This is a genomic window from Paenibacillus sp. cl141a, assembly GCF_900109305.1.
GTDB lineage: Bacteria > Bacillota > Bacilli > Paenibacillales > Paenibacillaceae > Paenibacillus_AQ > Paenibacillus_AQ lautus_A.
Window position 1 is genome coordinate 130,304 of sequence record NZ_FNZO01000007.1, and the last position, 22,659, is coordinate 152,962.

Here is a 22,659-nt window from a genome sequence, read left to right on the forward strand (position 1 = left end):
ACATACTATCTCGCAAGAGGTGGTAAAATTTGCAACGGACCGATCGCTATACACTTGAACGAATGGAGCAGCAGCTTCAGGAACGTTTTCGCAAGAGCTCCGATTTTGCGTGCAAGCAGCTTCAGGTGGCTGGCGAAGCTTGCTCTGCCTATTACTTGAATTCCTTAGTCGACATTGAGAGCACGTTCACCATGATGAATCAATTGGCACCCGGTGAGGAGCTCGGCTCCTTCCTTCATTCGAACGGTTGGGCCATAGATGTGTCCTCTTGGAAGGCATCTCAATATAGCGAGGCTTTGCTGCATGGAAGAATGATCTTGTTTCTCGGTGGACGCCTATCCGTGGTCGTCGATCCGTTAGTGCCAGAACTGTCCCGATCGGTGACGATTCCGAACAGCGAGAATCCGCTCCAGTCGTCGTTCGATGCATTTACAGAAGACATCGATACCAACATCGGTTTGTTGCGGAAGAAGATGATTTCCGATAATCTAGTGATCGAAACGCGCTCTACAGGTACAAAGTCCGCCAAAAAACTGGCCGTTGTTTATTTGGAAGGGACTGCGCAGGCTAAGGTAGTACAATCCATCATGAAGAAGCTGGAGGACAACCGGGGACTGGAACTGACGAATGTTCGGGACCTGACCCGAATTTTAGGGCATCCTCAATTCACCTTGACTCCGACTTATATTTCTTCCGAACTGCCGGGCGAAACAACACAAGAATTGCTGAACGGCAAAGTGGTCATTCTGATCGACCAATTTTCGTTTGCTTTTGCATTCCCTGCTATCGTAGCGGATTTATGGAGCACAACCCTCGACGTTAATTATCCGCGTTTGTTTCAGATCTTCCTTCGTTTCCTTCGAATGGGAGCGCTGGTGCTGGCAATCGTCCTACCGGGACTTTATGTCGTTCTTAATTCTGTCAATCCGGAACTGTTAAGGATTCAACTAGCTATTACGGTCGCGAAGAGCCGAGAGGGCGTGCCGTATCCTTCATTGATTGAAATGCTGCTGGTACTTATCCTGCTGGAGATGATCATTGAGGCCACGATTCGGCTGCCTAAGAATATCGGTCCCACCATTACCATGATTGGAGGCATATTGCTAGGACAGGCGATCGTTCAAGCCAAACTGGTCAGCAATCTCTTGATCATTATCCTTGTGGCATCGGCCATTTCCAATTTCGCATTGACGAGTTACATTAATGCCTCAGGCATTCGAATATATAAATACGTCGTGCTGTTCGTGAGCGCCTTCTTTGGCATCTGGGGGCTGGAAGCCGCGATCATTTGGCTGGTGCTCTATTTTGCATCGCTCACGATTAGCACGGTTCCTTTCTTAAGCGTCAGCTTAAAGGAGGAGGTTCCGGATGAATAAAATCCCGACGCTGTCCCTTTTTGTCCTGCTGCACTTGGCTTCCATCTTCGCGATTTTTCCTGAACGCATGATAGCCGCCACTTCAAAGGGCCACTGGATGGCCATTACGCTGCTGTTCGCGGTAGAACTTGGGGTCTTGTGGTTTTACCTGAAGGCTCTTTCGCTGGCCCCTGGAAAAACGGTGATCGACATATGCCGTGAAACGATGGGCGCGTGGATCACGAGGCTGATCATGCTGCCTTTTATGACATTCTTACTCATCGAATTGCTCCTGCTGACCTATTATCAGGCCGTGGAAATCAAGGCTGTGCTCCTGCAGCGTACGCCGGTTGCCGCCATTTCCGCTTTGTTCGTCCTGCTGTGCCTGTATGGCGCATGGAAAGGCTTGGTAGTCATGGTCAGGGCCAGCATGGGCTGGATCTTCCTGTTCATGCCGTTCATTCTGTTCTCGATGTTTATCAGCATCAAGAACTTTCGTTTTCACTACATATTTCCGCTATGGGATGCTGACCTGTCCTTTCTGTTTCGTTCCGATTTTTACGTCGGCACGGTTATTTTTGCAGGCTTTCTGTTTCTTGGCATGACCGCAACCAAAACAAAAATCGGATTTGGCAAAACCGCTGCCGCGGTCGGCATCATCTATATGTTCGCGATGGCTTCGGTTTATATTCCGCTGCTTATTTTCGGACAAGAAACCGTGCTTCATTTGCAATACCCGATGCTAATGGCATCGGACACCGTTGATTTGGAATGGGTAGTATTCGATTGGCTACCGAGTTTCTATGTGGTGTCCTCAAGCGGGCTTGGCGTAATCAAAGTATCGGTCTTATTGTGGATTTTGGTGGCCATCTTGCAGCAGCTATTCGCTCCGATTCTGGATCGTCGCTGGATACTGTCTGTCGTAAGTGTCCTTCTGTATCTGGCCTGCCAGTGGATGCCAAACTCAGGTACGCTGAACAGCTATCTATATGTAAATTCGTATTTCTGTTTGTATGCGACGATTGGCTTTCCGATCATCGCCTATTTTGCCGCACGCCAGCACCGAAAGAAGGTGAGCGGATGAGACGCGGCCTGCTTTTAAAAGGGATCGTAATGTTCATTATAACTTTGCTTCTGTCCGGCTGCTGGGATACGAAGGATATCAACAAGGAATATCTGCCTGCAGTCATGGGCATCGGGAAAGGGAAGACGGAGAAATATCGAATCATTCTACAAGTGCCAAACGCTTCCGGACGCACGCAGTTTCTGGAAAAGGAAGCGAAGTCGATTACGAAGGCAATCGACCTGATCCAGACCGATGCAGAGAAAAAGATCGTCCTTGTACATCTTCGACTGCTGCTGATCGAGAAAGAGTTGGCCGAGCAGGGAATCGATAATATCGTCGACTTTGCTGTTCGAGCCAACGATATCTCGATTAAGGGCATGGTGGCGGTGGTGGACGGCGATTTCGAGAAAACGCTGTACCATGAGATTTCGCCGACGCCGGAGGTCTCGTCCTACGATTTCTTCAACGAGGAGGCGGGTTGGACACCGAACCAATCCATCATCAGGATCTGGGAAGCTTATCGCAGCTTAAACTCCTATTCGGAAGAGATGGCGATTCCAATGTTGAAGAACGGGGAACATACGTTGTTCGTTTTCAAGGGAACCGCCGTCATGAAGGAAGATCGGATGATCGGGACACTCGATCAAGAAGAAACGCTCTTGTACAACTTATTCAAGGGAAGATATACGGGAGGGACCATTGAATTAGCAAGGAATACGAGTGTCTTGATCGAGAACGCCAACATCAAGCATCATCGTGAATGGTCCGAAAAAGGCCCGTCCCTTACGAGCGACATTACCCTGAACGTCGTCATTACCGAGAGCCCCAAAGGCGTGAACAATACTCAAATTGAAAAAGAAATGCGGGAGCAACTGAATCGCAAATTCAATGAAACGCTGGCGAAGATTAAGGGCTACCGCTCAGATGTGCTCGGCATAGGGTTGTTGTATCGTCAGCTACTGTCGGAGGGCGACATCACGGCTTGGAAGTCCCAATGGTTTCCAGCATTAAAACAACGGATCAACGTCGAAGTGAATGTGTTGAACGAAATCTATTTCAAAAACACGGATCAGGACCAGAACCAGGGGGGCATGCTGAAGAGCAGGTAGGGGACGACTTGGAGGGGGGAGTTGCTCAGGAGATCTGGATCCAGGAAGAAAGGAAGAACGCTTTACGCTCATCGAGCAAGCAGTGAATCCAAGACAAGTAACTAAACTATGCCAGCTCTTTCGTGTCTCTAGAAGTGATTACTAAGCATATTAAAATGCCGAAGCGAAACAGCTAATCCGTTCAGCGTACAACCGCTAGGAAGGAAAGTATAGCTACCGACAGTTCCAATTGTTCTAGTGGCAGAATGGATGAACCAAGAAGGAGCTACGTCTGATGCAAAAACTCGGGCTTCAAGTGAATATTCGCCGTAAACGCCGTTTTAACACGACATACCAAGTTGGAGAGCGTATGCCGGAGAATCTGTTGAAGAGAGACTTTACGGCGAAAAAATCGAACTAGAAGTAGGTGACAGATGTGACTCAATACCGGGTAGGCGAGCAATGGCTGTATCATTCGGCAGTTAAAGACTTATCCAACGAATAAGATTGTAGCATACCAACTCAGCCAACGACGACAATGAACTGGTTCTACGGACGTTCACAAAAGCGTTTGCCAAGCAAATAGACGTAATCGGATTGGGTCGCTCACAGCGGGCAACGTTTATTACTGTCGGGGGACAAGAACATGGTCCCATTAAAAGTCGCTATTTAAGCGGCTTTTTTATGTTAACGGTACAAGATCGTGTCCTGAACCAAAGACAAGAACTTGTACCGATTCCCGAAAAGGACAAGAACATGAGCCGATTACCGATTAGATACGTATCTAACTATGTTTCCATGCAATTTCATTAAGCTAATGGCAGGATCGTTTGATAACTGTATGGGCAAAATAGCCAAAAGATCTAGAGGATATTTCTCATGTGTTGGAGATATGAATAGTTTTATGTCTTCCTTCATTGCTAAAATCGCAGAATGTAGTGTCGAAGTCAGATGTTTGGTCAAAAAATTTATTTTTGAGTGGACAGATTCGCAATTGATATGAATCTTATTCCTTCTATATAATGTATAATTTATTCATTGCATTCAGAGGTCAAATTAGAAGGAAGGGAATTTATTTGCAAGATAATAAGTCGAGCAGTTGGGATCATGAAGAGGTTATACGTTCATTAGCCAAAACATTAAATCATTATTATGTGTTTCCCGATATTGCCAAAGAATTGGGGATTCATTTGGAACAAAAGTTAATGAGAAAAGATTATGAGGAGATTGGAACCCCCGAAGCTTTATGTGAACAAATTACGAATGAACTTCGGGAAATTAGCAAGGATAAGCATTTGAAATTGCGATACAACGAGCAAGAGAAATCTATCGATCAAATGATTAGCGAGGAAGAACAAAAGGCGGAATATCTCCTTCATGCAAAGATTGATAATTATGGATTTCACAGAATTGAACGGCTTGGAGGGAATATCGGCTATATTGATCTACGAGATTTTCACGATCCTGAGTGCAGGGGAGGCCGCAGTGCATGCAATGAATTTGGTGGCTAACACGGACGCCCTTATCTTTGATTTACGAAACAACGGTGGTGGTAGTCCTTCGATGGTCGCCTTGATAACAAGTTATTTATATGATTCCGAACCTTTTCACTTAAACAGTGTCTATTCGAGGGCGAAAAATGATTTAAGTCAGTCTTGGACGCAAGCCTATGTTCCTGGAAAGCATTATGGAAACAAACCCGTTTTTATTTTAACGAGCCACAGAACATTTTCCGCTGCTGAGGAATTTACATATAATCTGAAAAACTTAAAGCGCGCAACCATAGTCGGAGAGGTTTCGGCTGGAGGAGCGAACCCAGGTAACGTTCATCAAATAACGAAACACTTTAGTGTTTTTATTCCTGATGGACGAGCGATTAATCCCATTACCCAAACAAATTGGGAGGGAACAGGCGTGACGCCTGATGTTAAGACATCTCAAAACGAAGCATTTAAAACGGCATACAAATTTGCTCTTAATTATGTAATTAATTTCTACCAAGATAGCAAAGAATATGGATTTCTAGCAAAGGAACCGGAAAATCAATTGAAACAACTGGATCATCCAAATTAAGTTGAATAAAGAGAGAAGGTAGCTGGTCGAGCGATCAGCTACCTGTCTAATGACACAAAAGTGTCTACATTTATTATTTAAGAAAAGCTTGATTTATCAGGCTTTTTTATTTTTATGTAGATTAATTTGTGTCATCAAAAAATGCACAAAAGTGGCCACATTGTGAGATTTTGACGTAAATGTGACTACATTGTAGGGGAGCCTCCTTAGAAGAACCAAAAAGATGGCACTGAATCACCGGCCTGCCGATGGAAAAGAAACCGAACGTTTTAAAAGATGAATGGTGGGGGGGGGGGTATACCCCAAGTGCAAACCATCCGCCTCAACGGGTGGTTATGATCAACCAACGGGTAGTTTACTCCCGATTCGTCTAAAAAGTCCTTCTAAACTTTCTTGATATAGAAGTTCGCTTGCTTTTTTAGGGAAACCAGTGCTTAGGTAAAAAGGAAAAAGGGTTGAATGGAAAGTGGCAGTTTATTAATTCACATAGAATATAAACCCTATTGTTGAGTGATCTTAAAAAGTGGAAGCAGCGATAATTACATAGTGAATTTATAAAGGGCTGCTCCAAATTGAACTATTAATTATTTTACATATAGCCCCAAGGAGTCATTTTAATCTATTTACAATTGAGAGAAAATAATCTATTGGAACTGAAAAGTATTGGTATGGGAGGGCAACGTGAGAAAAAATTTCGGGAAATTTGTGAGCGCATTAATTATCGTTGGATTATTGACAGCATGTGGAAGTGAAACGACTAAAGAGCATACAGCAAACAACTGAAAATTTGATACCATCGGTTTACAAGCAAAACTGTTTGTCCTGCCACGGCAGCCAGCTACAAGGAAAGTATGGACCCAGTTTGCAAACAGTAGGAAGCCAACTTGCCGAGGAAGAAATCACGACGATTATTTCCAAGGGGCAAGGAGGCATGCCAGCCTTCGGTAAGCGTTTAGATGAAGAGGAGATAGCATCCATTTCTGCATGGTTGTCTGAAAAGAAGTAGTATAAAGAAGAGAAATGAACAAAATAGGCTCATCGTTATTTTTAAACGAAGGTTTTGCTAAATTCATTTATGATTCCAAATGAGACTGATTCACAGTTAAAGCCTCTTTGAAGATAGTAGTCATGATAACGGGCGTGACCCATAGAAGCATGTGAATAAAAGACAATTCCTCAAAAAAATTAAGAACAGCAGCAGGATTTAGGAATCCCGCTGCTGTTCTTTTAATAATGTCTTGATATCTGTTAGAATCTGTCCATTCTTCATATCTTCACCCATCCGGTAGATCTGGCGCACACGCTGCTTACCATCGATTAACAGCAATGAGGTGATGGAATGCGCGAACAATCCATCATCGAGGCGCACAATCGATAGATTATACTGAGAAGCCAGATCTTTTACTTGGTTTTCATCTCCTCGCAGCAATGTCCATCCGCTCTGATCAATTCCCATCCGCTCCGCATATTGTTGCAATACCTCAGGTGTATCGTTCTCAGGATCAAATGTAATGGAAACGAACTCGACTTCAATGCCAAACTGTCCTTGCTTCTTAAGCTCGGTTTGGAGTGCAACCATATTAGCGGTTGTCGCAGGGCAAATATCCGGACATCGTGTGAAAATAAATGACGTCAATCGTATTCTCCCGTCAAATTGTGCTTCAGTTACAGATTCTCCATGTATATCAGATAAAGAGAAAGCAGGAGAATTCATTTTAACTGGCAGAGCAGGTTTAAAAAAGGATGCAAATAACCAGTAACCGATGGCAATGGTGATAATGATTAAAGCTAAAATAATATACGAACGCTTTGAAGCTTTGCGAACAGGGATCATATTTTTTCTCCTTCGCTATATTGGTAAATTGCGGTTTTTATTGTATCGAATATCAAGGATTGTTTCTATGACTCTATTGAGCTATGTCATGCATTTGATTACCATGATCTTTCGGTTCTAGATCTTTAGCAATCATAGAGTATATCTCGTTTTCTTTTGCATGTCACAAATCTGTCGATTTTCAACCTTTGAAATGGCTCCATAGAGTTATAGGACAGAAGCATTTGAATTGCTAAAATGTGAAGGATTGACAACGGGTTGGAGGGTGGTGATGGTATGAAGCAAAAATTAGTTTCATTTATGGCAGTGGTTATCCTTTTAGGTATCGTAACGGCATGTTCGGGCGAGGAATCCGTCGATTTGGAAGCTGTAGAAGTGGAGCTTTCTACAAAACCTGAAACCGTTATAGCGGGAAGCCAGGTCGATTTACAAGCTTTGTTCACTGGAATGAATGTATCGGACAAGGCACAGGCTACCTTTGATTTTCGGATTGGAGATAAACCGATACTCATTGAAGCTGTGAATGAAGGGGATGGTGTATTTAGCGGATCGTTTACTTTTGCAGAAAAGGGGAACCAGACGGTTTTTATACACTTGTACGAGGAAGATATTCATATTACTAAGAAAAAACAGGTAGAGGTGCAATGACAGTCAGAAGAAGCATGATGACCCTTTCTTTACTATGGTTTTTTTTGGCGTTATTACATAGCAATCCTGTAAGAGCAGAAGACAAATGGCTTAATTTGCAAGCTTTATTGGACCAAGCCAAGCCAGGAGATACGCTTATATTGAAATCTGGCCATTACCAAGGCCCAATTACCATTAACAAGCAGTTGACGATACGTCCGGAAGAAGGTGGCACGATAGAACTGAGAAATATGAGTGACCTACCGGCCATCACGATAGAAGCTGACAATACAACGATTGCCGGACTCCGTATCACCGATGTCATGGTCAAGGAAACGCCGACTGTGCTCGTCAAGGGTCATCGTGCTGTCATGGACAGGCTGCTTATCCAGACTGGTGGAGATGGAATTTCAGTACGTGACGCTAACGAAGGTACCTTGACGAATAATACGATCGACTGGATTGCAGATGGCGTCGTGCAAATGTCCTACAAAGGCAATGGCGTAGATATATTCAATGGGCATCGCTGGAAAATAACCGACAATACGATTCGTGATGTTCATGACGGCATTTATATGGAAAGCAGCGATGATATCCTCGTCTCAGGTAATGTGATCGAACGCTCTCGTTATGGCGTTCACTGCATGTACACAAATCGGACCATCATCGAGCGAAACATAGGCAACCTAAATGTGACCGGAGCCATGGTGATGACTGCTCGACAAGTATCTGTTGTCGGGAATGTGTTCACGAAGCAAAGCCAGAACGTAAACTCGCAAGGAATTCTGCTATATGACACACACGAGACGACCGTGACAAACAATACGGTTGATGGCAATCGGGTTGGCCTGTATGTGGAACTATCGACCGGAAATTTCTTGAAGAACAACCGAGTGAGTTACAATTTTGTCGGTATGCAGTTGCTGGAGTCAAGTGCCAATGCCATCAAAGGCAACCAATTTATTGGTAATGTGTCAGATGCACAGGCACGAGGCAGTGAGGAAAATTGGATTACTGAGAATTATTGGGACAATTTTCGAGGCATAGATGCGGATGGAGACGGGATAAGCGATATTACATATGGTATGAATCCGTTTTTCCAGGGGCTCACAAAAAAGCGACCAGCATTTCAATTGTTATTTCAATCACCGGGCATGGTATTCCTGGAAGGACTATACCAGACGGATCGAGATCGCTGGACTACGGATAAGGCCCCGCTAATGGTTCCGCCCGGTAACGATTATCGAGACGGAGACCAGGGAGGTTTAATAAAAACCGGACTTATGGGGTTCATACTGCTAGGGTGTACAGCCATTTTAATTTTATCGATGAGGAGACGAAATACATGAGAAAAAGGATTCAACTAACCTTAATTTTGGTAGCTATGTTGCTGGTATTATCTGCTTGCGGAGGAGAGAAGTATGAACCGCAGGCTATCAACGAAAATACAGATGTATGTGTCATCTGCAAGATGGCCGTCAAAGACGACCAATATGCGACTCAAATCATAACAAAGGACGGTCAATCGCTTAAATTCGATGATATCGGCTGTTTAAACACGTGGAAGAAAGAGAACGGAACCGATACGATCGGCGCTGAATTCGTCCGAGATTTTAACAGCAAACAGTGGCTCCGTTATGAAAAAGCATACTATGCCTATGATCCTTCATATAAAACACCAATGGCTTATGGAATCGTCTCGTTTGAACAAGAGGCGGATGCCACAGCTTATATTGAAGAACAAGGCAAAGGTAAACTCATGACGGCAGAAGATCTCGCCAATCACTCGTGGGAGGTCAATCGGGATATGATGGATATGGGAGGGGAGCACGGTCACGATCATGATCATGCACCGGATCAGGAGCATGGTGATGATATGCCTAACCACAGCGCCGATGAGGAACCAGCAACCGGAGGACACGGCTCGTGAGTGAAATGGGTTATGTAGCCGTAAGAGAAATGAAGATCGGATTTCGAAATCCATGGGCCTATTCATTCATGGCCCTTTTCGCCATGTTTATGGTAAGTTTATTGATTATTAACTCGCAAGGTTATGTAAGCGGATATTCCGGCACTAGCGGCACCATGTTAAACCTGGCGTTATATTTGCTTCCTTTGATGGCGCTGATGTTGGGTTCTTTTTCCTTAACAGGCGAGAAGGAAGAGGGCAACTGGGAGCTTCTCGCAACTTATCCGCTGGGTACCTGGTCTTTACTGGCTGGCAAGTATATCGGGCTTTCCATCGTCTTGTTATCCATTGTTTCCTTTGGATTTGGATTGTCGGGAGCAGCCAGTTGGCTTTCAGGTAGTGGTTTTGATTTCTTGACTTATCAGCAGCTTCTGGTCTTTTCGATAGGTTTATCCCTGTTTTTCCTCGGATTAGCCATGCTGATCGGTACAATCGCCCGCAATCGTTGGCAAGCACTTACGATCGCGGTGGGCGTCTGGTTTTTTGCCATCATTGCATGGCCATCTATTCTCATCGCATTGCTCGGCATGATGCCATATCCCTGGATCAAACCGGCTGTCACTACATTGACATTTCTTAATCCTGCAGAATTGACGCGTCTGTTTACCGTTGTCAAATTAGGTGGAGGTTCGACGCTCGGGCCGGAGTATTACAATTGGATGGTATGGATTCGTTCCAATTGGGGAACCCCGGTGTTTATTGGCGTGATGTTGCTCTGGATCGGCACCATGTTGGCCATCTCTTTTGGCTTATGGGAAAGGGGAAGAAGTCGTGGATAATCATCTGGTTCGGTTCGATGGGGTTCACAAATCGTTTAAGGGAAAGACGGCCATCGAGGACTTGCATCTGTATATCAGACGCGGGGAGGCCGTTGCATTGTGCGGGGGGAACGGTGCGGGAAAAAGCACGTTGCTTCGCATGGTGGCTGGTATTCTGCGTCCGACGAGGGGATCCATTTCCGTCAACGGTCACGATTGGCTGGAAAACAGACAAAATTATGCTCGTCAAATCGGATATATGCCGGATGATTATCGCTTTAGTCCAGGATTAACCGCGATGGAGACTATGTTGTTTTGGGCAAGGCTTCGCGGTCTTGGGAAAACTCGCGCCAAAGAGGTGCTCTCGATGGTCGGCTTATCGGATACAGGCAGTAAACCCGTTGCTTCCTTCTCCAAGGGCATGAGGCAGCGGGTGTTGTTTGCACAAGCGCTGTTAGCAGAACCACCACTGGTGATTATGGATGAACCAACCAACGGTCTGGACCCTTTCTGGATGAACACCTTCGTAACGCTTGTGCATCAAGCAGTTTCTAATGGGCAAACGCTTCTCTTTTCAACGCATCAATTGGAAATTGCGGAAGCATTGGCGGATCGTATCGTTTTTTTACGGGATGGGAACGTGATTCTGGACAGGAAGAGGGAAGACATCCACCTAACAAACGAAACCGAGGGGATGCAGCAAGTATTTAGAGAGTTGTTTGGGATCTCTGGAGGATTCTCCAGACACGAAGATAAATTATAGTAGTGACAATTCCACTTTTTCTAAGGCTTTAATTAGGAGATAAAAGTTCAAGGATTTTGTCTAACTAGTGGGCGAGGAGTTTATATTGAATATTATAATACGCAGAATCATTCATTATATGTTATTGGTTGTTATCCTACTCGGTGGAGTATATGCAATATTCCGATTCCAAGATGCTCCCCGAAGTCATGCAGGCGTGGGGGATATCGCACCGCCGTTTTCCTCAATGGATCTTGAGGGAAAACAAGTACGATTAAAGGATTATAAAGGTAAAGGTGTATTAATCAATTTCTGGGCATCTTGGTGTAATCCTTGTGTCAATGAGCTGCCGCTACTGAACGAGGCATATAAGCTTGCAGGCGTTGACATGCTTGCAATTAACGTGGGTGAGAAATCAGGAGCAGTTCAAAAATTCGTTGAACTGTATGAACTCGAATTTCCAATCGTTATGGACAGCGACCTCAAAATTAAACAAGCATATCAAGTGGTCGGCATGCCGCTAACACTGCTGATCGATGAGGAGGGTACAATTATTGACAGACATGAAGGTGAACTGACCGAAATGGAGGATATCTTGAATTTAATGAATCGGATCAAACAGGAGTAAGGTAACAAAAACCTGTAGATTATCAAGCATAGCTTCTTAAAGGGGAATTTTTGGTTGTGTTGAACATATAGAGCAACCATAGGGGCAGTAGAATGTAAAACATCTTGGAATTAGAAGCTGATATAAAATCATGAAACAAAAAAGGAAGAACCTTTGCTAGGCTAAGGTTCTTCCTTTTTTGTTTCAACTGCTTAACGCTTCGGCAAAAAGCCAAACACATGCATTAATTTCTTAACAATTTATCCTGCAGCGCTTACGTTTTTATTCTTAGTAGAGTAATAGATGATACTTTCAATAATAAAAATAATTAGAATAGATAAACCAAACAGGGGCATTAGTATACCAAGTATCAATAAAGTGATTATAACTCCTATAGACCACGTTTTATTGGTGCGTTTAGGCCAATTCATATTTCGAGGTTTAATTTTTTTCATCCATGATACGAATCCCATAACTATTGCTGCAAGGAATGCGATACAAACAATCAAGTTTAGAATTTTATTAGCCATTCCGAATAAGTGACCTTCATGGAGAGGGATTCCCCAAGTAAACCACTTACCTATAATCCCATAATCATCAAAGTTTATTCTGGCAATTAACTTACCTGAGTATTGATCGAAATAAGCGGTTGTTTCCTGGTATGGGCTAACATCTAATCCAGTGACGCCTGTATTGCTTCCTTTGGAAACCGTAAATACGCCTTGTTCATTTGAAGGGTAAACGATCGAAAACGGTCTGACAATATTTTCGTTTTGAGCTTTGTTAATGATAAATTCTAAACTTTGTTGATTCGGATTGTTTATACTTACGGTCGCATTAGAGTGATGATCGGCATGTCCTGTATGATTTGAGGTTGGTTGATCCAAGCTTCTTGTAGCCCAAGGAATCTCATTTACATCAGATTGCGGAGGGTTATAACGTAATTCGGTTCTACCTAATTCGGGATGCTCTTGTCCAAATTTACTAATGTGACTCCCCATAAATACGGACCAAGGGATTCCTGTTAATACAATTACAACTAAAGGTAACGCAATTACAAGTCCTAAAATGGCGTGAATCTTTTGAAATTTAAGCTTGTTAGTTCTTTGTTCCGTCTTGATTGCAAGTAACCTTTTCTTAAAAGTCATATATATACCCGAGACAATCAGGAATATTGTCCAACAAGCAGTCAATTCGACCAAATATCGTATAAAAGTACTTTCGGTAAAAAGGGAACTATGAAAGTTTCGCATAAAATTAGCGTAGGTGTATTTAGCATTTTGATTGGCGACGATTTGGTTGTTGCTGTCTAGAAAAATATAGCGAGAATCGCCTTCATCATTACTGATCGTAACTCTGTGGTTGTAAGGTTCCTCCATCATGCTGATTTTTCCAATTTGATGACTTGGGTATTTGTCGCTTATTTCCTTAATAGCTTCGTCAATGCTTTGTTTTGATTTGATATCGCTTTGTCCAAAAAATTCATTTTGATAAATGTTGTTTTCGACCTCATTAAAAAATAAATAACCGATACCCGATAGGGTCAATGTTAGAAGCAGGGGTGTAATAAACCAAGCAGCATAAAAATGAAGTCTTCGGAAAGGATTAAATGTGTTCTTGTTGTTCATGTCTATCTCCTTCTATTAACTATTGTTACTTGAACTGTGTATCGATCAGAACAAAATAATATTAATGTAATGGTGTACTAAAATAAATGACTCGATCGGGCCAGTTTTGTTTCAGTATTGTGAAGAATGGTTCCTTTCAGGACGGCTTTGTGACAATGTTTATTTCTTTACACTTGTGATATTGTGTGTATGTTCAAATGAGCTAGCTCTTTCGGGTTATATCAATGATTTCTTTTATACGATAAGATAAAAAACGCAATCTGCCATAGGAAAAATAAGGTAATTACATGTGATGTTTTTTCATGAAAGTGGTGGTTGAAATGAAAGCAGCTCTACAAGAAGAGCTAGCCCTTGATATGAGTCATTTTACGGGAGGGTAAGGCCGAATACCGATATTGAACGATTTAAGCTTTCAAGTCAAGGAAGGCGAATCGGTTGCAATTGTGGGAGAGAACGGAGCAGGGAAAACAACATTTTTCCGAGCGATTCATCAAATCTTGCCAGTTCAGTACGGAAGTATTACGATTCTCGGTCGCCCGATTCTTTCTAACCGGGATAAGCGATGGGCTCGGTCTTGTATCGGTTATGTACCTCAATCACATGGGACTGGGAAATTTCCGATTTCTGCCAAAGATGCTGTGCTCCTAGGACGTTGGGGAACATCATACGGTTTTGGTCGCCGTCCGAGCAAGCAGGATGTGGCGATGGCTGGAGAGATGCTTCAGCGGGTAGGATTAGCGGAGATCAAAACATGAAATCCTTACTTGATGTTTTGCGATATAACACGGAGCAACTGGGGATTATGAAGTAGAATTAGCGTTATCTTTATAGACACAAACTGATCCGTCACGATATGACCATGTGCCGGATCTTTTTCGTGAAACAGGGATAAAAGAACTCCATAGCTACAAGGAGCTATTTAAAATAACACATAACTAAGTGAAAATATGAGAGAATCCTAGCTTGATTAGAGAGAAGGGTAGAAGTATGTCTGTTTTTATTAGGCGACTGGCATCGACATTTGTAATAACTGCTGCTTGCCTATATTTAATGTCAGTTACAGGATGGGAAGTGGTCGCATCCGGACATGAGCATATGCACGCGGAAGGAAGCGTAGAATGGCCGGACTTGTTCGACAAGCTCAAGAGATTGATTGAAATAAGCTCAGTCATGGTTCTCGTAGGAGTTAATATATTCCGTTCTGCGATATTTCCCGCGTCTGGTGGACATAAAGCGTGGTCGATGATCGAACGGATCGAGCAGATTGCAGCCCTTGTGACACTGTATGCCATAATACTTACAGGCTCAAATAATACGCTCATGCTTGTGAAAGTAACGGTTGCCGTCATATGGCTTCTAATTTCTTGGAAGGCAATTCCCCATCCCAAAATTTCGTCCGCAATTAAAGGCCTATGCGCATTGGTCATTATACCACTCTTGCATATAGAAAATGTCCAAACTTTCTTGTCGCTACAGGGCGTGATCTCCGTATTGGCTGCCAGTATCCATACAGCAGCGGGTGCTATCTGGTTTGGAGGAGGCATTTCGATCTATGCAGCATTATCACGGAAGCCAGAACTGCCGAGTCACCAGGTCAGATTACTTATTTCGAGATTTATGACATTGGCTACTGTAGCTTTGTGCAGCATTGTTTTAACAAGCCTGATTAAATTATCGCTAAGTTTAAGTATGTGGACAGAATGGAAGAGCGGGCCGAATGGCATCCTGGTCTTGCTCAAGCTGTTGTTAACCCTTGTCATAGTATGGGTTGCAACTATAGGTTACAGACGTTGGAGGAGAGCGGGGAATGACGAGATGAGCATGCGCTTCCACTACAAACAAAGCCTTCGTTTTTCATTGAGCTTAACTGTTCTCGTGCTTCTGATATCCGTTCTGATCTCAGCGCCTGCTACTGGTGGGACTGTGCTGATGGAGCCGATTTACTGGCATGTAATGGGAGAGGATGCTCACATGACGCTTAGGGTTCGGGATCAGAGCGGCGGAGCGCAGCATATCACTTTAGACATCTGGCTGCCGAGTGGAATGGGAAAACCCATTTCAACCGAGGTTATCTTTCATCGTGACAAAGAAAAGGTGGAAGCGTCGATGATTTACAAGGAAGGTGGACCAGACCCTTACGGATTCGAAGGGTTTGATAAATATACTTATGAAGCCAAGGGAAGCTATATCTCCGAAAGTGGTTCGTGGATCATGGATGTAAATGTCACTGATGAAGCCCGAAAGAAACATACCTATGAAAAGATGGAAGTTATCCCGTAGTTGCCTAAAGATTAGGAGAATCATCTAAATGTATGAAGGAGAACAGACTAAAATGGCAGACATTTTGAATATGATAGAGTGGATTAACCATGACTAAGCTAAGATCATGGTTGCTAAGTGGAGGACTTATAATCGTTCTAATATTTATGATTTTTGTTCCCTTGCCCTTTCAACCACCAGGAGGTACAAGGATGATCCTTGACCACACACTTCAGGTATATGTGGCACCTCCTTGTTTTAATGATGCGGGATTGACCAATAATTTATCTGAAACCACTTGGGATAAAGTAAAAGAGCGAGGCTACGAACCCGAATCAGCGTGTACTTCTGAGCAGATGAAACCAGTTACTTATACGACATGGAACAAAATAAAGGAACTAGCAGGACTCTCTCCATCTCCTTGGGCATGGTAACTCTAGGAGATCAATTCTGTATCTATTATGGCGGCTGCCTAGTGAAGGACGGAACTCCTGGTGGAGTAGCCTTTTCGGGTCATATCTGTCTTGTTTTCTTCGAAGTAAAATAAAAAGATACGGTTGTACCCGGAAAGGGGATTATAAGTTTGTCCTACAAACAAATCAAATGGTTGATACTGACGATTCCAACATTAACGATTGGCATATGGGAATATGTTAGGCACGAGTTTTTACTCCCTTATATTTCCATAGAGCTTGGGAACTGGCTAGCTCCTGTATTGGTATTATTGGTTTCTCTGTTGTTCCTTAACCTGGTTACGGTAGGAATTTTATAGAATCGACTTCTGGCATGAATGGAGGTTATAGGCTTAAACGAAACTGGGAGGATATCCCGTTCTTTGATATCATTCAAGCTATTGAGGGGACTGCTTCGTTATTTGATTGTGATCTTAATCATGGGCCAGGATGTTTGATTCAGTAAATTATGCTGGAGACGAACAAAAGATGGAGCTTTATATGAAGGACCAGAAAATATCCGAAGTTGCAAAAATAACAGCGAAATTGTTGGATGTCAATACCGAGTAGATGGAATATATTGTTTTCTGTACTTTATTGAAAGGTTGTGGCTGGGCACCAACTTTCCTTCAAATAATTAACGTATAACGAGCCTTCGAGAAATTCTCTAAGGGCTCGCTTTTAGTGTATTTCAATGATAAATGATCAGCTTACCGGTATTACTAATCCAGTAGGTTGTTAAAATTGTCCACGTAAGGGTACACATAAGGAGTCTCCGGAGCATCGATCGGATGAATATATTTTCCATCCACTTTCACGACATCAAGATTATTGTAGTTTGTTTTTCCGATCGTTCCCGTTATTTGAACCCATGTGTCTTTCTGCAAAGTGGCAGCATCATCATCTTCAACGATGATCCCGTAGGGAGTGGCGTCAGCAGAACAACATTGGACGGCCAACCTGGAGAGGATAAACTGATTAGCGGCCATATCGGGTTCCCGGTAGACAAACCCTGTAAGCTCAACTTTCTTTCCAGTCAAAGCGTCAGCGTAGAGACTGAAAGTTGTCAGGTATTCCATAAAACCAGTATCATTTACGGTGATATAAGGAAGCTCGTTAATTTTCTTGCCAAACTCCGCAAAGTCCTCTAAATGCTCATATTCGGGAAACGGTTCACGTTCTATTGGTATTTCTTGTTCAGCATCGAACGAATCCATTCCTTCAGGTTCATCTGTCGGAACGTCTTTTTGCAACTCCGCATCCAGTCGAACGGGGGTTAAATTCATCCCTTTTATCGAAGCGACATTACTGGCCATGATGGTATTGGGAAGGAGAACTCCCAGCAGTAATGGAAAGATGAACAATGAATAAATCCCAACATTCCATTTAAGGGATTTCGGCGGGATGCATTGGCACTCACACATGACGCTGCGTTTTCGGGCAGTTTGCATGGCCAGGTATGCTTGACTGACACTGAGAAGAAAAAGTCCGACTGCAGCTAACTGGATAAAGATTTCCATTCTTGGTGCAATATAATACATTAACGTTCCCGTTTTGACGAGATAGACAATAAAACATAAAAAGATGAGCAGGATGATTGCCCGTATCCAATAATGAACGGCTTCATTTCGCTGGTGATTCACTTGATACACTCCTCATTCAGAACATCATTTGTCCAAACGCAATAGAGAGAATAAATACGGTAACGCTTGTAAGAACGATCAGAAATATGACAAAGCGTTTGTTGAAGACAGACAGCAGCATCAATGTGCTCTTGAAATCCACCATAGGCCCAAATACAAGGAAGCTGATGATAGAGGATACGGAGAATGTCTGAAGGAATGATGAAGCTACAAAAGCATCCGAAGTAGAGCAAATCGACAATATAAAAGCAAATGCCATCATAAACAGATGGGAGCTTAACTCACCTTGTCCAAGTTGAATGAGAAGTTCTCTGGGGATAAATGACTGAATAGCTGCCGTTATAATGGAGCCGATAATCAGATATTTCCCCATGTCAAAAAACTCGTGAGCGGCATGATCCATCATGGAAAGGAATTTGTTCTGGGACTGTCCGTGTGAAGCGTCATTTGCATTGGAATGACGGGCGGTTTGAGCACTTTTCAATGGATTACCCGAGACAAATTTATAGACGACAAGCCCGATGATCAAACCAACGACCAATGCCAAGCCCATTCGGGAATAGACGATCTCTGGCTGTAAACGAAAGGCTTGGTACGTTGAGGCATAAACAACAGGGTTAACGATCGGTCCAACCAGTATAAAAACAATCCCGATATAAAGCGGCATCCCCATCACCATGAGTCTACGCACAATAGGGATCATGCCGCATTCACAGACCGGAAAGATAATGCCCAGCGTACAGGCGAATATAATGCCGAGGACCGGATTTTTCGGGCAGAACCGAGCGATCCATTGTTCTGACAGGAACAGCTGCATGAGTGACGAAACAAATACACCGATCAGGATATATGGCAATGCCTCCAATACGATGCTGATGAGCATCGTTTTAAATGTCTGGATTTTTTCCATATCGGGAACTGGTACACTTAAGTTTGAGATGACGTCTGGAAATAATGCAACATAGATTATACATAGAATAATTACGACAAATGCCAGATTGAGTCCGGACTTTGAAAGCCACTTACGCAAAACAGTTCCTCCTATAAATAGACAGCTGCTGGAGAATTGTGAAACAGGTTCAGAGTTTCATGCATGCAGTTCACCTAATACGTAATAATTACCATTAAATCATGAATGGCAGTCAATTGACAACATCTTTCATTCCATACGATTTATGAAGGTTGTCGATTTTCCCATCATCATCATCTACTTGAAATATGAGAAATCTATACCGCTTGATAATTATCCAATGGATCAAACAGAAAAGCTCTGAAGTCGGCGGACGCGTCGATAAGTATAAGAAACGATTCAGTTATAAAAAGTAGTCGTAAAGGACTGCCTATATGTGACAGCGTGAAGTGAATTTTGCACGCTGTCTTTTTTTGCTGAAAATGTACGACTAAAAGTGGATGCGCTGTTCATTGCGATTGTCTTGGGAAGAAGGTAACACTACACTTACCGATCAGAGCCGTCGTTGGACGTTCTTGACATTTCAAAGAATCCTAAACTATAATCCTATTCGTAACAATTACGATAAACATGTATAGTTTCTGTTTGTACGGTTTGCGTAAAGACTATAGATATTTCTCAGTGTTTAATTTCGTAAAAATTACATATAAAGGAGCTAAAATGACACACAGGCAGTATCTTAAGCTCTCCATTCCTCTCATTTTAACCGGTCTATCCGTTCCCTTGCTGGGAGCGGTTGATACAGCCGTTGCAGGTCGTTTGGGGGATCCGTCCTATATTGGTGGAGTAGCTGTGGGAACATTAATATTTAACAACTTGTATTGGCTATTCGGTTTTTTAAGAGTAAGCACCACAGGGTTTACGGCTCAAGCGGCTGGAGCCAAGCACGACGAGCAGCTTGCCTATGCCTTTATCAGACCTCTGCTGATTGCGATTTTGTTAGGCGTGGTGTTCATTGCGGCACAAAAGCCCATTTTGCTGGCTGCCATGCACCTCATTGGGGGCAGCGATGCAGTGCTCCAGCAAGCTGGAATCTATTTTGACATACGAATTTGGGGAGCTCCCTTCGCGCTTTTGAATTACACCATTACAGGTTGGCTGATTGGGGTGTCGAAGGTTAAATTGACCTTGGTTTCTCAATTGTTCGCAAATGTGCTTAATATGCTCCTTGGAATTTGGTTAGCCTTGCAGTTGGACTGGGGAGTTGCGGGAATTGCAGTTGCCACCTTGGTGTCAGAAATAACCAGCGTAGCAATTGGCTTCGTGATCATTCGATACAGCAAGCGATTCGCACTTGTTCGTCTCCATATAAGTGAACTGTTTGATCTCTGCCATATTAAAAAAATGGTGATCGTGAATCGTGACCATTTCCTACGTACGATTTGCTTATTGGTGATGACCAGCTTGTTTATGGTTCAAGCGGCTCGAATGGATGAAACCGTATTGGCAGCCAACGCCATATTGCTGCAGCTTCATTATTTGCTAGCCTATGTGTTCAGTGGCTTGGCTAATGCCTCCAGCATTATTGCTGGACAGGCTGCAGGTGAAGGGAATATTAACGGTTATCGGGATGCGTTGAAATTATCAGCAGTCTGGGGAGCGATCTTTGCCGTGTTGATGGGGCTTGTGCTAATCGTTGATCCGTTAGACTTTGTGTCATGGTTTACGGACGACCTACAGGTACAGTTGGCCGTAAGGGAACATATGTTTTGGATCGCACTATACAGTATAGCCGGTGTATGGGGGTTGCAACTGGAAGGCATATTTTCCGGGGTAACACAGGCTTGGGCTATTCGCAACGGCATCTTTATATCGCTGCTCGTCTACATTCCGGTTAACTGGATAGCAGGGATGTCCTGGGGCAGTCACGGGATATGGCTGTCTTTCATTATCTTTCACTTGATGCGTACTGCTTGTACCTCCATGTACACCGGAAGAGTTCAGCGGTCGATATACTCAGCTTAATTACATCTACTACAGTTATATTCAGGAGGATTTATGAAGAAGAAATTTTTATTTGCTATGTTTACGTTACTGATTGTATTAACAGGCTGCAGCCAGGCTACCAAGAGCAACCCTGCAGCAGTGGACAAGAACGAACTAGTGTTTGCCAGCACCAAAGATATTCGCGATATTAATCCTCATCTGACAGGTGGCGAACTCGCTGCACAAAATATGGTTTTTGAATCTCTGGTCATGAATACACCGGAGGGCGTTAAGCCCAAGCTTGCTGAGAAATGGGAGATCTCGGAGGATGGTTTAACCTATACGTTCTATTTAAGAAAAAACATCGAATTCAGCGATGGTGAACCGTTCAATGCGGATGCCGTCAAGAAAAATATTGATGTCGTCGTAGCCAACTATGAGAAGAATGCCTGGCTGAATCTGGTGCAGGTTATTGATTCAACTAAAGTTGTCGATGAATATACGTTTTCCTTGACACTTAAAACACCATATTATCCGACGTTGGAGGAGTTAGGGCTTACGCGTCCTTTCCGAATGATCTCCCCTAAATGTTTCATCGACGGAACAACAGCGAATGGCGTCAATGGTTATGCAGGCACGGGACCCTATATATTGGCCGAGCATAAAGATAATCAATACGCGTTGTTTAGTGTCAACGAGAACTATTGGGGAGATAAACCGAAGATTCAGCATGTTCGTTGGAAGGTCATGCCGGATCACCAGACGATTCTACTTGCTCTGCAGAACGGTGAGATTGATCTCATATTTGGCGCGGACGGCGACATGCTAGATGCCAATGCCTTCACCTCTCTGCAAGACGAGGGCAAGTATGTAACGAAGATCAGTCCGCCATCGGGCTCACGCTCGATTTTGCTGAACAGCAAGCGAGAAGCAACTTCTGACAAACTGGTTCGCGAGGCATTGCAATATGCCATTAACAAACAAACGATCGCGACCGGCATTCTCAACGACACGGAGCAAATTGCGGATGTCCTGATGTCTAAATCCACTCCGTACGCCAACATTGAGCTTAAGGTTCGTTCCTATGATACCCAGAAGGCCGAAGCTTTGCTGGATCAAGCAGGGTGGACAAAATCAGACGATGGCTACCGTTATAAGGATGGGAAAAGGCTTAACCTGATGCTGTCCTATAATTCTGATAATGCACAGGAGAAAACGATTGGAGAATCGATGCAAAATGATCTCAAAGCGATTGGCGTTGAGCTTGAACTGTTGGGTGAAGAAAAGCAAGCCTATTTCGACCGTCAAAAATCCGGTGAATTCGATTTGCAATACTCTTTGTCCTGGGGCTTGCCTTATGATCCACAAACCTATGTATCAACCTGGCGTGTGCCTTCGCATGGTGATTATCAGGCTCAGGCAGGTCTGGAGAAGAAGAAATGGCTGGACCAAACGATCAGCGATGTTCTCGTTGAGCAGGACGAAACTGCGCGGGCGGAGAAATATGAGCAAATATTCAGCTATGTGAATGAAGAGGCTGTATACCTGCCGTTGACTTATTCAGTTGTCAAAGCGATTCATGCCGAACAGATTAAGGGCGTTTCCTTCAATGTATCACAATATGAAATCCCGTTTGAGCTCATGTATTTTGAATAAGCAGAG

Annotated in this window: 22 protein-coding genes and 2 pseudogenes; 20 read left to right on the top strand and 4 right to left on the bottom strand. The window is 43.4% G+C overall.

The features are described 5' to 3' along the window. The first annotated feature begins 29 nt into the window (after positions 1-29). From BMX45_RS19700 to BMX45_RS19725, 7 genes are all read left to right on the top strand, one after another. Entirely contained in the window at positions 30-1,376 is a 1,347-nt protein-coding gene (locus BMX45_RS19700) for a spore germination protein (RefSeq protein WP_090911150.1), read from the top strand. Continuing rightward, complete coding sequence (locus BMX45_RS19705) at positions 1,369-2,439, top strand: GerAB/ArcD/ProY family transporter (protein ID WP_090911151.1); 1,071 nt, start codon at positions 1,369-1,371, stop codon at positions 2,437-2,439. Before BMX45_RS19700 ends, BMX45_RS19705 begins: the two co-directional genes overlap by 8 nt. Beyond that, the gene (locus tag BMX45_RS19710) at positions 2,436-3,530 is read left to right on the top strand and encodes a Ger(x)C family spore germination protein (RefSeq protein WP_090911152.1); all 1,095 of its coding nucleotides are present in this window, start codon (positions 2,436-2,438) and stop codon (positions 3,528-3,530) included. The genes BMX45_RS19705 and BMX45_RS19710 overlap by 4 nt, the downstream gene beginning before the upstream one ends. Positions 3,531-3,804: 274 nt before the next feature. Next, positions 3,805-3,930: a hypothetical protein gene (locus tag BMX45_RS32155; RefSeq protein ID WP_302847926.1), complete on the top strand. Its 126-nt coding sequence runs from the start codon at positions 3,805-3,807 to the stop codon at positions 3,928-3,930. A gap of 655 nt (positions 3,931-4,585) precedes the next feature. After that, positions 4,586-5,020: a hypothetical protein gene (locus tag BMX45_RS19715; protein WP_175495161.1), complete on the top strand. Its 435-nt coding sequence runs from the start codon at positions 4,586-4,588 to the stop codon at positions 5,018-5,020. After that, entirely contained in the window at positions 5,013-5,582 is a 570-nt protein-coding gene (locus BMX45_RS19720) for a S41 family peptidase (protein WP_175495162.1), read from the top strand. The genes BMX45_RS19715 and BMX45_RS19720 overlap by 8 nt, the downstream gene beginning before the upstream one ends. A 742-nt stretch (positions 5,583-6,324) precedes the next feature. Beyond that, positions 6,325-6,588, top strand: a complete 264-nt coding sequence (locus BMX45_RS19725) for a c-type cytochrome (protein WP_254778142.1) — start codon at positions 6,325-6,327, stop codon at positions 6,586-6,588. Between the two features lie 198 nt (positions 6,589-6,786). Here the strand turns inward: BMX45_RS19725 and BMX45_RS19730 are convergent, their stop codons facing one another. After that, the gene (locus BMX45_RS19730; protein WP_090911155.1) at positions 6,787-7,416 is read right to left on the bottom strand and encodes an SCO family protein; all 630 of its coding nucleotides are present in this window, start codon (positions 7,414-7,416) and stop codon (positions 6,787-6,789) included. 276 nt (positions 7,417-7,692) lie between these two features. On the opposite strand from BMX45_RS19730, the gene BMX45_RS19735 reads away from it, so the two are divergent. From BMX45_RS19735 to BMX45_RS19760, 6 genes are all read left to right on the top strand, one after another. Continuing rightward, positions 7,693-8,064 (top strand): hypothetical protein, encoded by a 372-nt coding sequence (locus BMX45_RS19735; protein WP_090911156.1) that lies wholly within the window; start codon positions 7,693-7,695, stop codon positions 8,062-8,064. Further along, on the top strand, positions 8,061-9,392 hold the full coding sequence (locus BMX45_RS19740) for a right-handed parallel beta-helix repeat-containing protein (protein ID WP_090911157.1): 1,332 nt from the start codon (positions 8,061-8,063) through the stop codon (positions 9,390-9,392). The genes BMX45_RS19735 and BMX45_RS19740 overlap by 4 nt, the downstream gene beginning before the upstream one ends. Positions 9,393-9,427: 35 nt before the next feature. Beyond that, the gene (locus tag BMX45_RS19745; RefSeq protein WP_254778143.1) at positions 9,428-9,973 is read left to right on the top strand and encodes a nitrous oxide reductase accessory protein NosL; all 546 of its coding nucleotides are present in this window, start codon (positions 9,428-9,430) and stop codon (positions 9,971-9,973) included. Continuing rightward, positions 9,970-10,791, top strand: a complete 822-nt coding sequence (locus BMX45_RS19750) for an ABC transporter permease (protein ID WP_175495163.1) — start codon at positions 9,970-9,972, stop codon at positions 10,789-10,791. The genes BMX45_RS19745 and BMX45_RS19750 overlap by 4 nt, the downstream gene beginning before the upstream one ends. Continuing rightward, the gene (locus BMX45_RS19755) at positions 10,784-11,533 is read left to right on the top strand and encodes an ABC transporter ATP-binding protein (protein ID WP_090911159.1); all 750 of its coding nucleotides are present in this window, start codon (positions 10,784-10,786) and stop codon (positions 11,531-11,533) included. Before BMX45_RS19750 ends, BMX45_RS19755 begins: the two co-directional genes overlap by 8 nt. Before the next feature lie 196 nt (positions 11,534-11,729). Further along, entirely contained in the window at positions 11,730-12,140 is a 411-nt protein-coding gene (locus tag BMX45_RS19760) for a redoxin domain-containing protein (RefSeq protein ID WP_254778144.1), read from the top strand. Between the two features lie 239 nt (positions 12,141-12,379). Here BMX45_RS19760 and BMX45_RS19765 read toward each other — a convergent pair whose 3' ends face one another. Continuing rightward, positions 12,380-13,747 carry a PepSY-associated TM helix domain-containing protein gene (locus BMX45_RS19765; RefSeq protein ID WP_090911160.1) on the bottom strand — a complete coding sequence of 456 codons (1,368 nt, stop codon included), beginning with the start codon at positions 13,745-13,747 and terminating at the stop codon, positions 12,380-12,382. Between the two features lie 395 nt (positions 13,748-14,142). Between BMX45_RS19765 and BMX45_RS19770 the strand changes: the two genes are divergently transcribed. The 5 genes and pseudogenes from BMX45_RS19770 to BMX45_RS19790 all read left to right on the top strand — a co-directional run. Further along, positions 14,143-14,502: an ATP-binding cassette domain-containing protein gene (locus tag BMX45_RS19770; RefSeq protein ID WP_175495164.1), complete on the top strand. Its 360-nt coding sequence runs from the start codon at positions 14,143-14,145 to the stop codon at positions 14,500-14,502. A gap of 340 nt (positions 14,503-14,842) precedes the next feature. Continuing rightward, a complete protein-coding gene (locus tag BMX45_RS19775) occupies positions 14,843-16,027 on the top strand; it encodes a hypothetical protein (protein WP_217648128.1) in 1,185 nt (394 codons plus the stop codon). 191 nt (positions 16,028-16,218) lie between these two features. Then, positions 16,219-16,440: a hypothetical protein gene (locus BMX45_RS19780; RefSeq protein ID WP_090911163.1), complete on the top strand. Its 222-nt coding sequence runs from the start codon at positions 16,219-16,221 to the stop codon at positions 16,438-16,440. 149 nt (positions 16,441-16,589) lie between these two features. After that, positions 16,590-16,751 (top strand): annotated as a pseudogene (locus BMX45_RS31900) (sensor histidine kinase); the annotation flags it as partial. A 23-nt stretch (positions 16,752-16,774) separates the two neighbouring features. Further along, positions 16,775-17,028, top strand: a pseudogene (locus BMX45_RS19790) (Rrf2 family transcriptional regulator); the annotation flags it as partial. 152 nt (positions 17,029-17,180) lie between these two features. On the opposite strand, the gene BMX45_RS19795 reads toward BMX45_RS19790, so the two are convergent. Then, positions 17,181-18,101 carry a TIGR03943 family putative permease subunit gene (locus tag BMX45_RS19795; RefSeq protein ID WP_175495165.1) on the bottom strand — a complete coding sequence of 307 codons (921 nt, stop codon included), beginning with the start codon at positions 18,099-18,101 and terminating at the stop codon, positions 17,181-17,183. Between the two features lie 16 nt (positions 18,102-18,117). Continuing rightward, positions 18,118-19,131 (bottom strand): permease, encoded by a 1,014-nt coding sequence (locus BMX45_RS19800; RefSeq protein WP_090911165.1) that lies wholly within the window; start codon positions 19,129-19,131, stop codon positions 18,118-18,120. Positions 19,132-19,692: 561 nt separating this feature from the next. Here BMX45_RS19800 and BMX45_RS19805 point away from each other — a divergent pair. Together BMX45_RS19805 and nikA are read left to right on the top strand one after the other, a co-directional pair. After that, on the top strand, positions 19,693-21,036 hold the full coding sequence (locus BMX45_RS19805) for an MATE family efflux transporter (RefSeq protein WP_175495166.1): 1,344 nt from the start codon (positions 19,693-19,695) through the stop codon (positions 21,034-21,036). A gap of 33 nt (positions 21,037-21,069) precedes the next feature. Continuing rightward, a complete protein-coding gene (gene nikA / locus BMX45_RS19810; RefSeq protein ID WP_090911167.1) occupies positions 21,070-22,653 on the top strand; it encodes a nickel ABC transporter substrate-binding protein in 1,584 nt (527 codons plus the stop codon). Positions 22,654-22,659 lie beyond the last annotated feature (6 nt).

What these genes read in the sequence shown, in the direction of transcription:
- BMX45_RS19705 (WP_090911151.1), top strand. Translation starts at nt 1,369, where the DNA reads ATGAATAAAATCCCGACGCTGTCCCTTTTTGTCCTGCTGCACTTGGCT.
- BMX45_RS19775 (WP_217648128.1), top strand. Translation starts at nt 14,843, where the DNA reads ATGCACGCGGAAGGAAGCGTAGAATGGCCGGACTTGTTCGACAAGCTC.
- BMX45_RS19740 (WP_090911157.1), top strand. Translation starts at nt 8,061, where the DNA reads ATGACAGTCAGAAGAAGCATGATGACCCTTTCTTTACTATGGTTTTTT.
- BMX45_RS19710 (WP_090911152.1), top strand. Translation starts at nt 2,436, where the DNA reads ATGAGACGCGGCCTGCTTTTAAAAGGGATCGTAATGTTCATTATAACT.
- nikA (WP_090911167.1), top strand. Translation starts at nt 21,070, where the DNA reads ATGAAGAAGAAATTTTTATTTGCTATGTTTACGTTACTGATTGTATTA.
- BMX45_RS19780 (WP_090911163.1), top strand. Translation starts at nt 16,219, where the DNA reads ATGATCCTTGACCACACACTTCAGGTATATGTGGCACCTCCTTGTTTT.
- BMX45_RS19745 (WP_254778143.1), top strand. Translation starts at nt 9,428, where the DNA reads ATGTTGCTGGTATTATCTGCTTGCGGAGGAGAGAAGTATGAACCGCAG.
- BMX45_RS32155 (WP_302847926.1), top strand. Translation starts at nt 3,805, where the DNA reads ATGCAAAAACTCGGGCTTCAAGTGAATATTCGCCGTAAACGCCGTTTT.
- BMX45_RS19765 (WP_090911160.1), bottom strand. Translation starts at nt 13,747, where the DNA reads ATGAACAACAAGAACACATTTAATCCTTTCCGAAGACTTCATTTTTAT.
- BMX45_RS19735 (WP_090911156.1), top strand. Translation starts at nt 7,693, where the DNA reads ATGAAGCAAAAATTAGTTTCATTTATGGCAGTGGTTATCCTTTTAGGT.
- BMX45_RS19730 (WP_090911155.1), bottom strand. Translation starts at nt 7,416, where the DNA reads ATGATCCCTGTTCGCAAAGCTTCAAAGCGTTCGTATATTATTTTAGCT.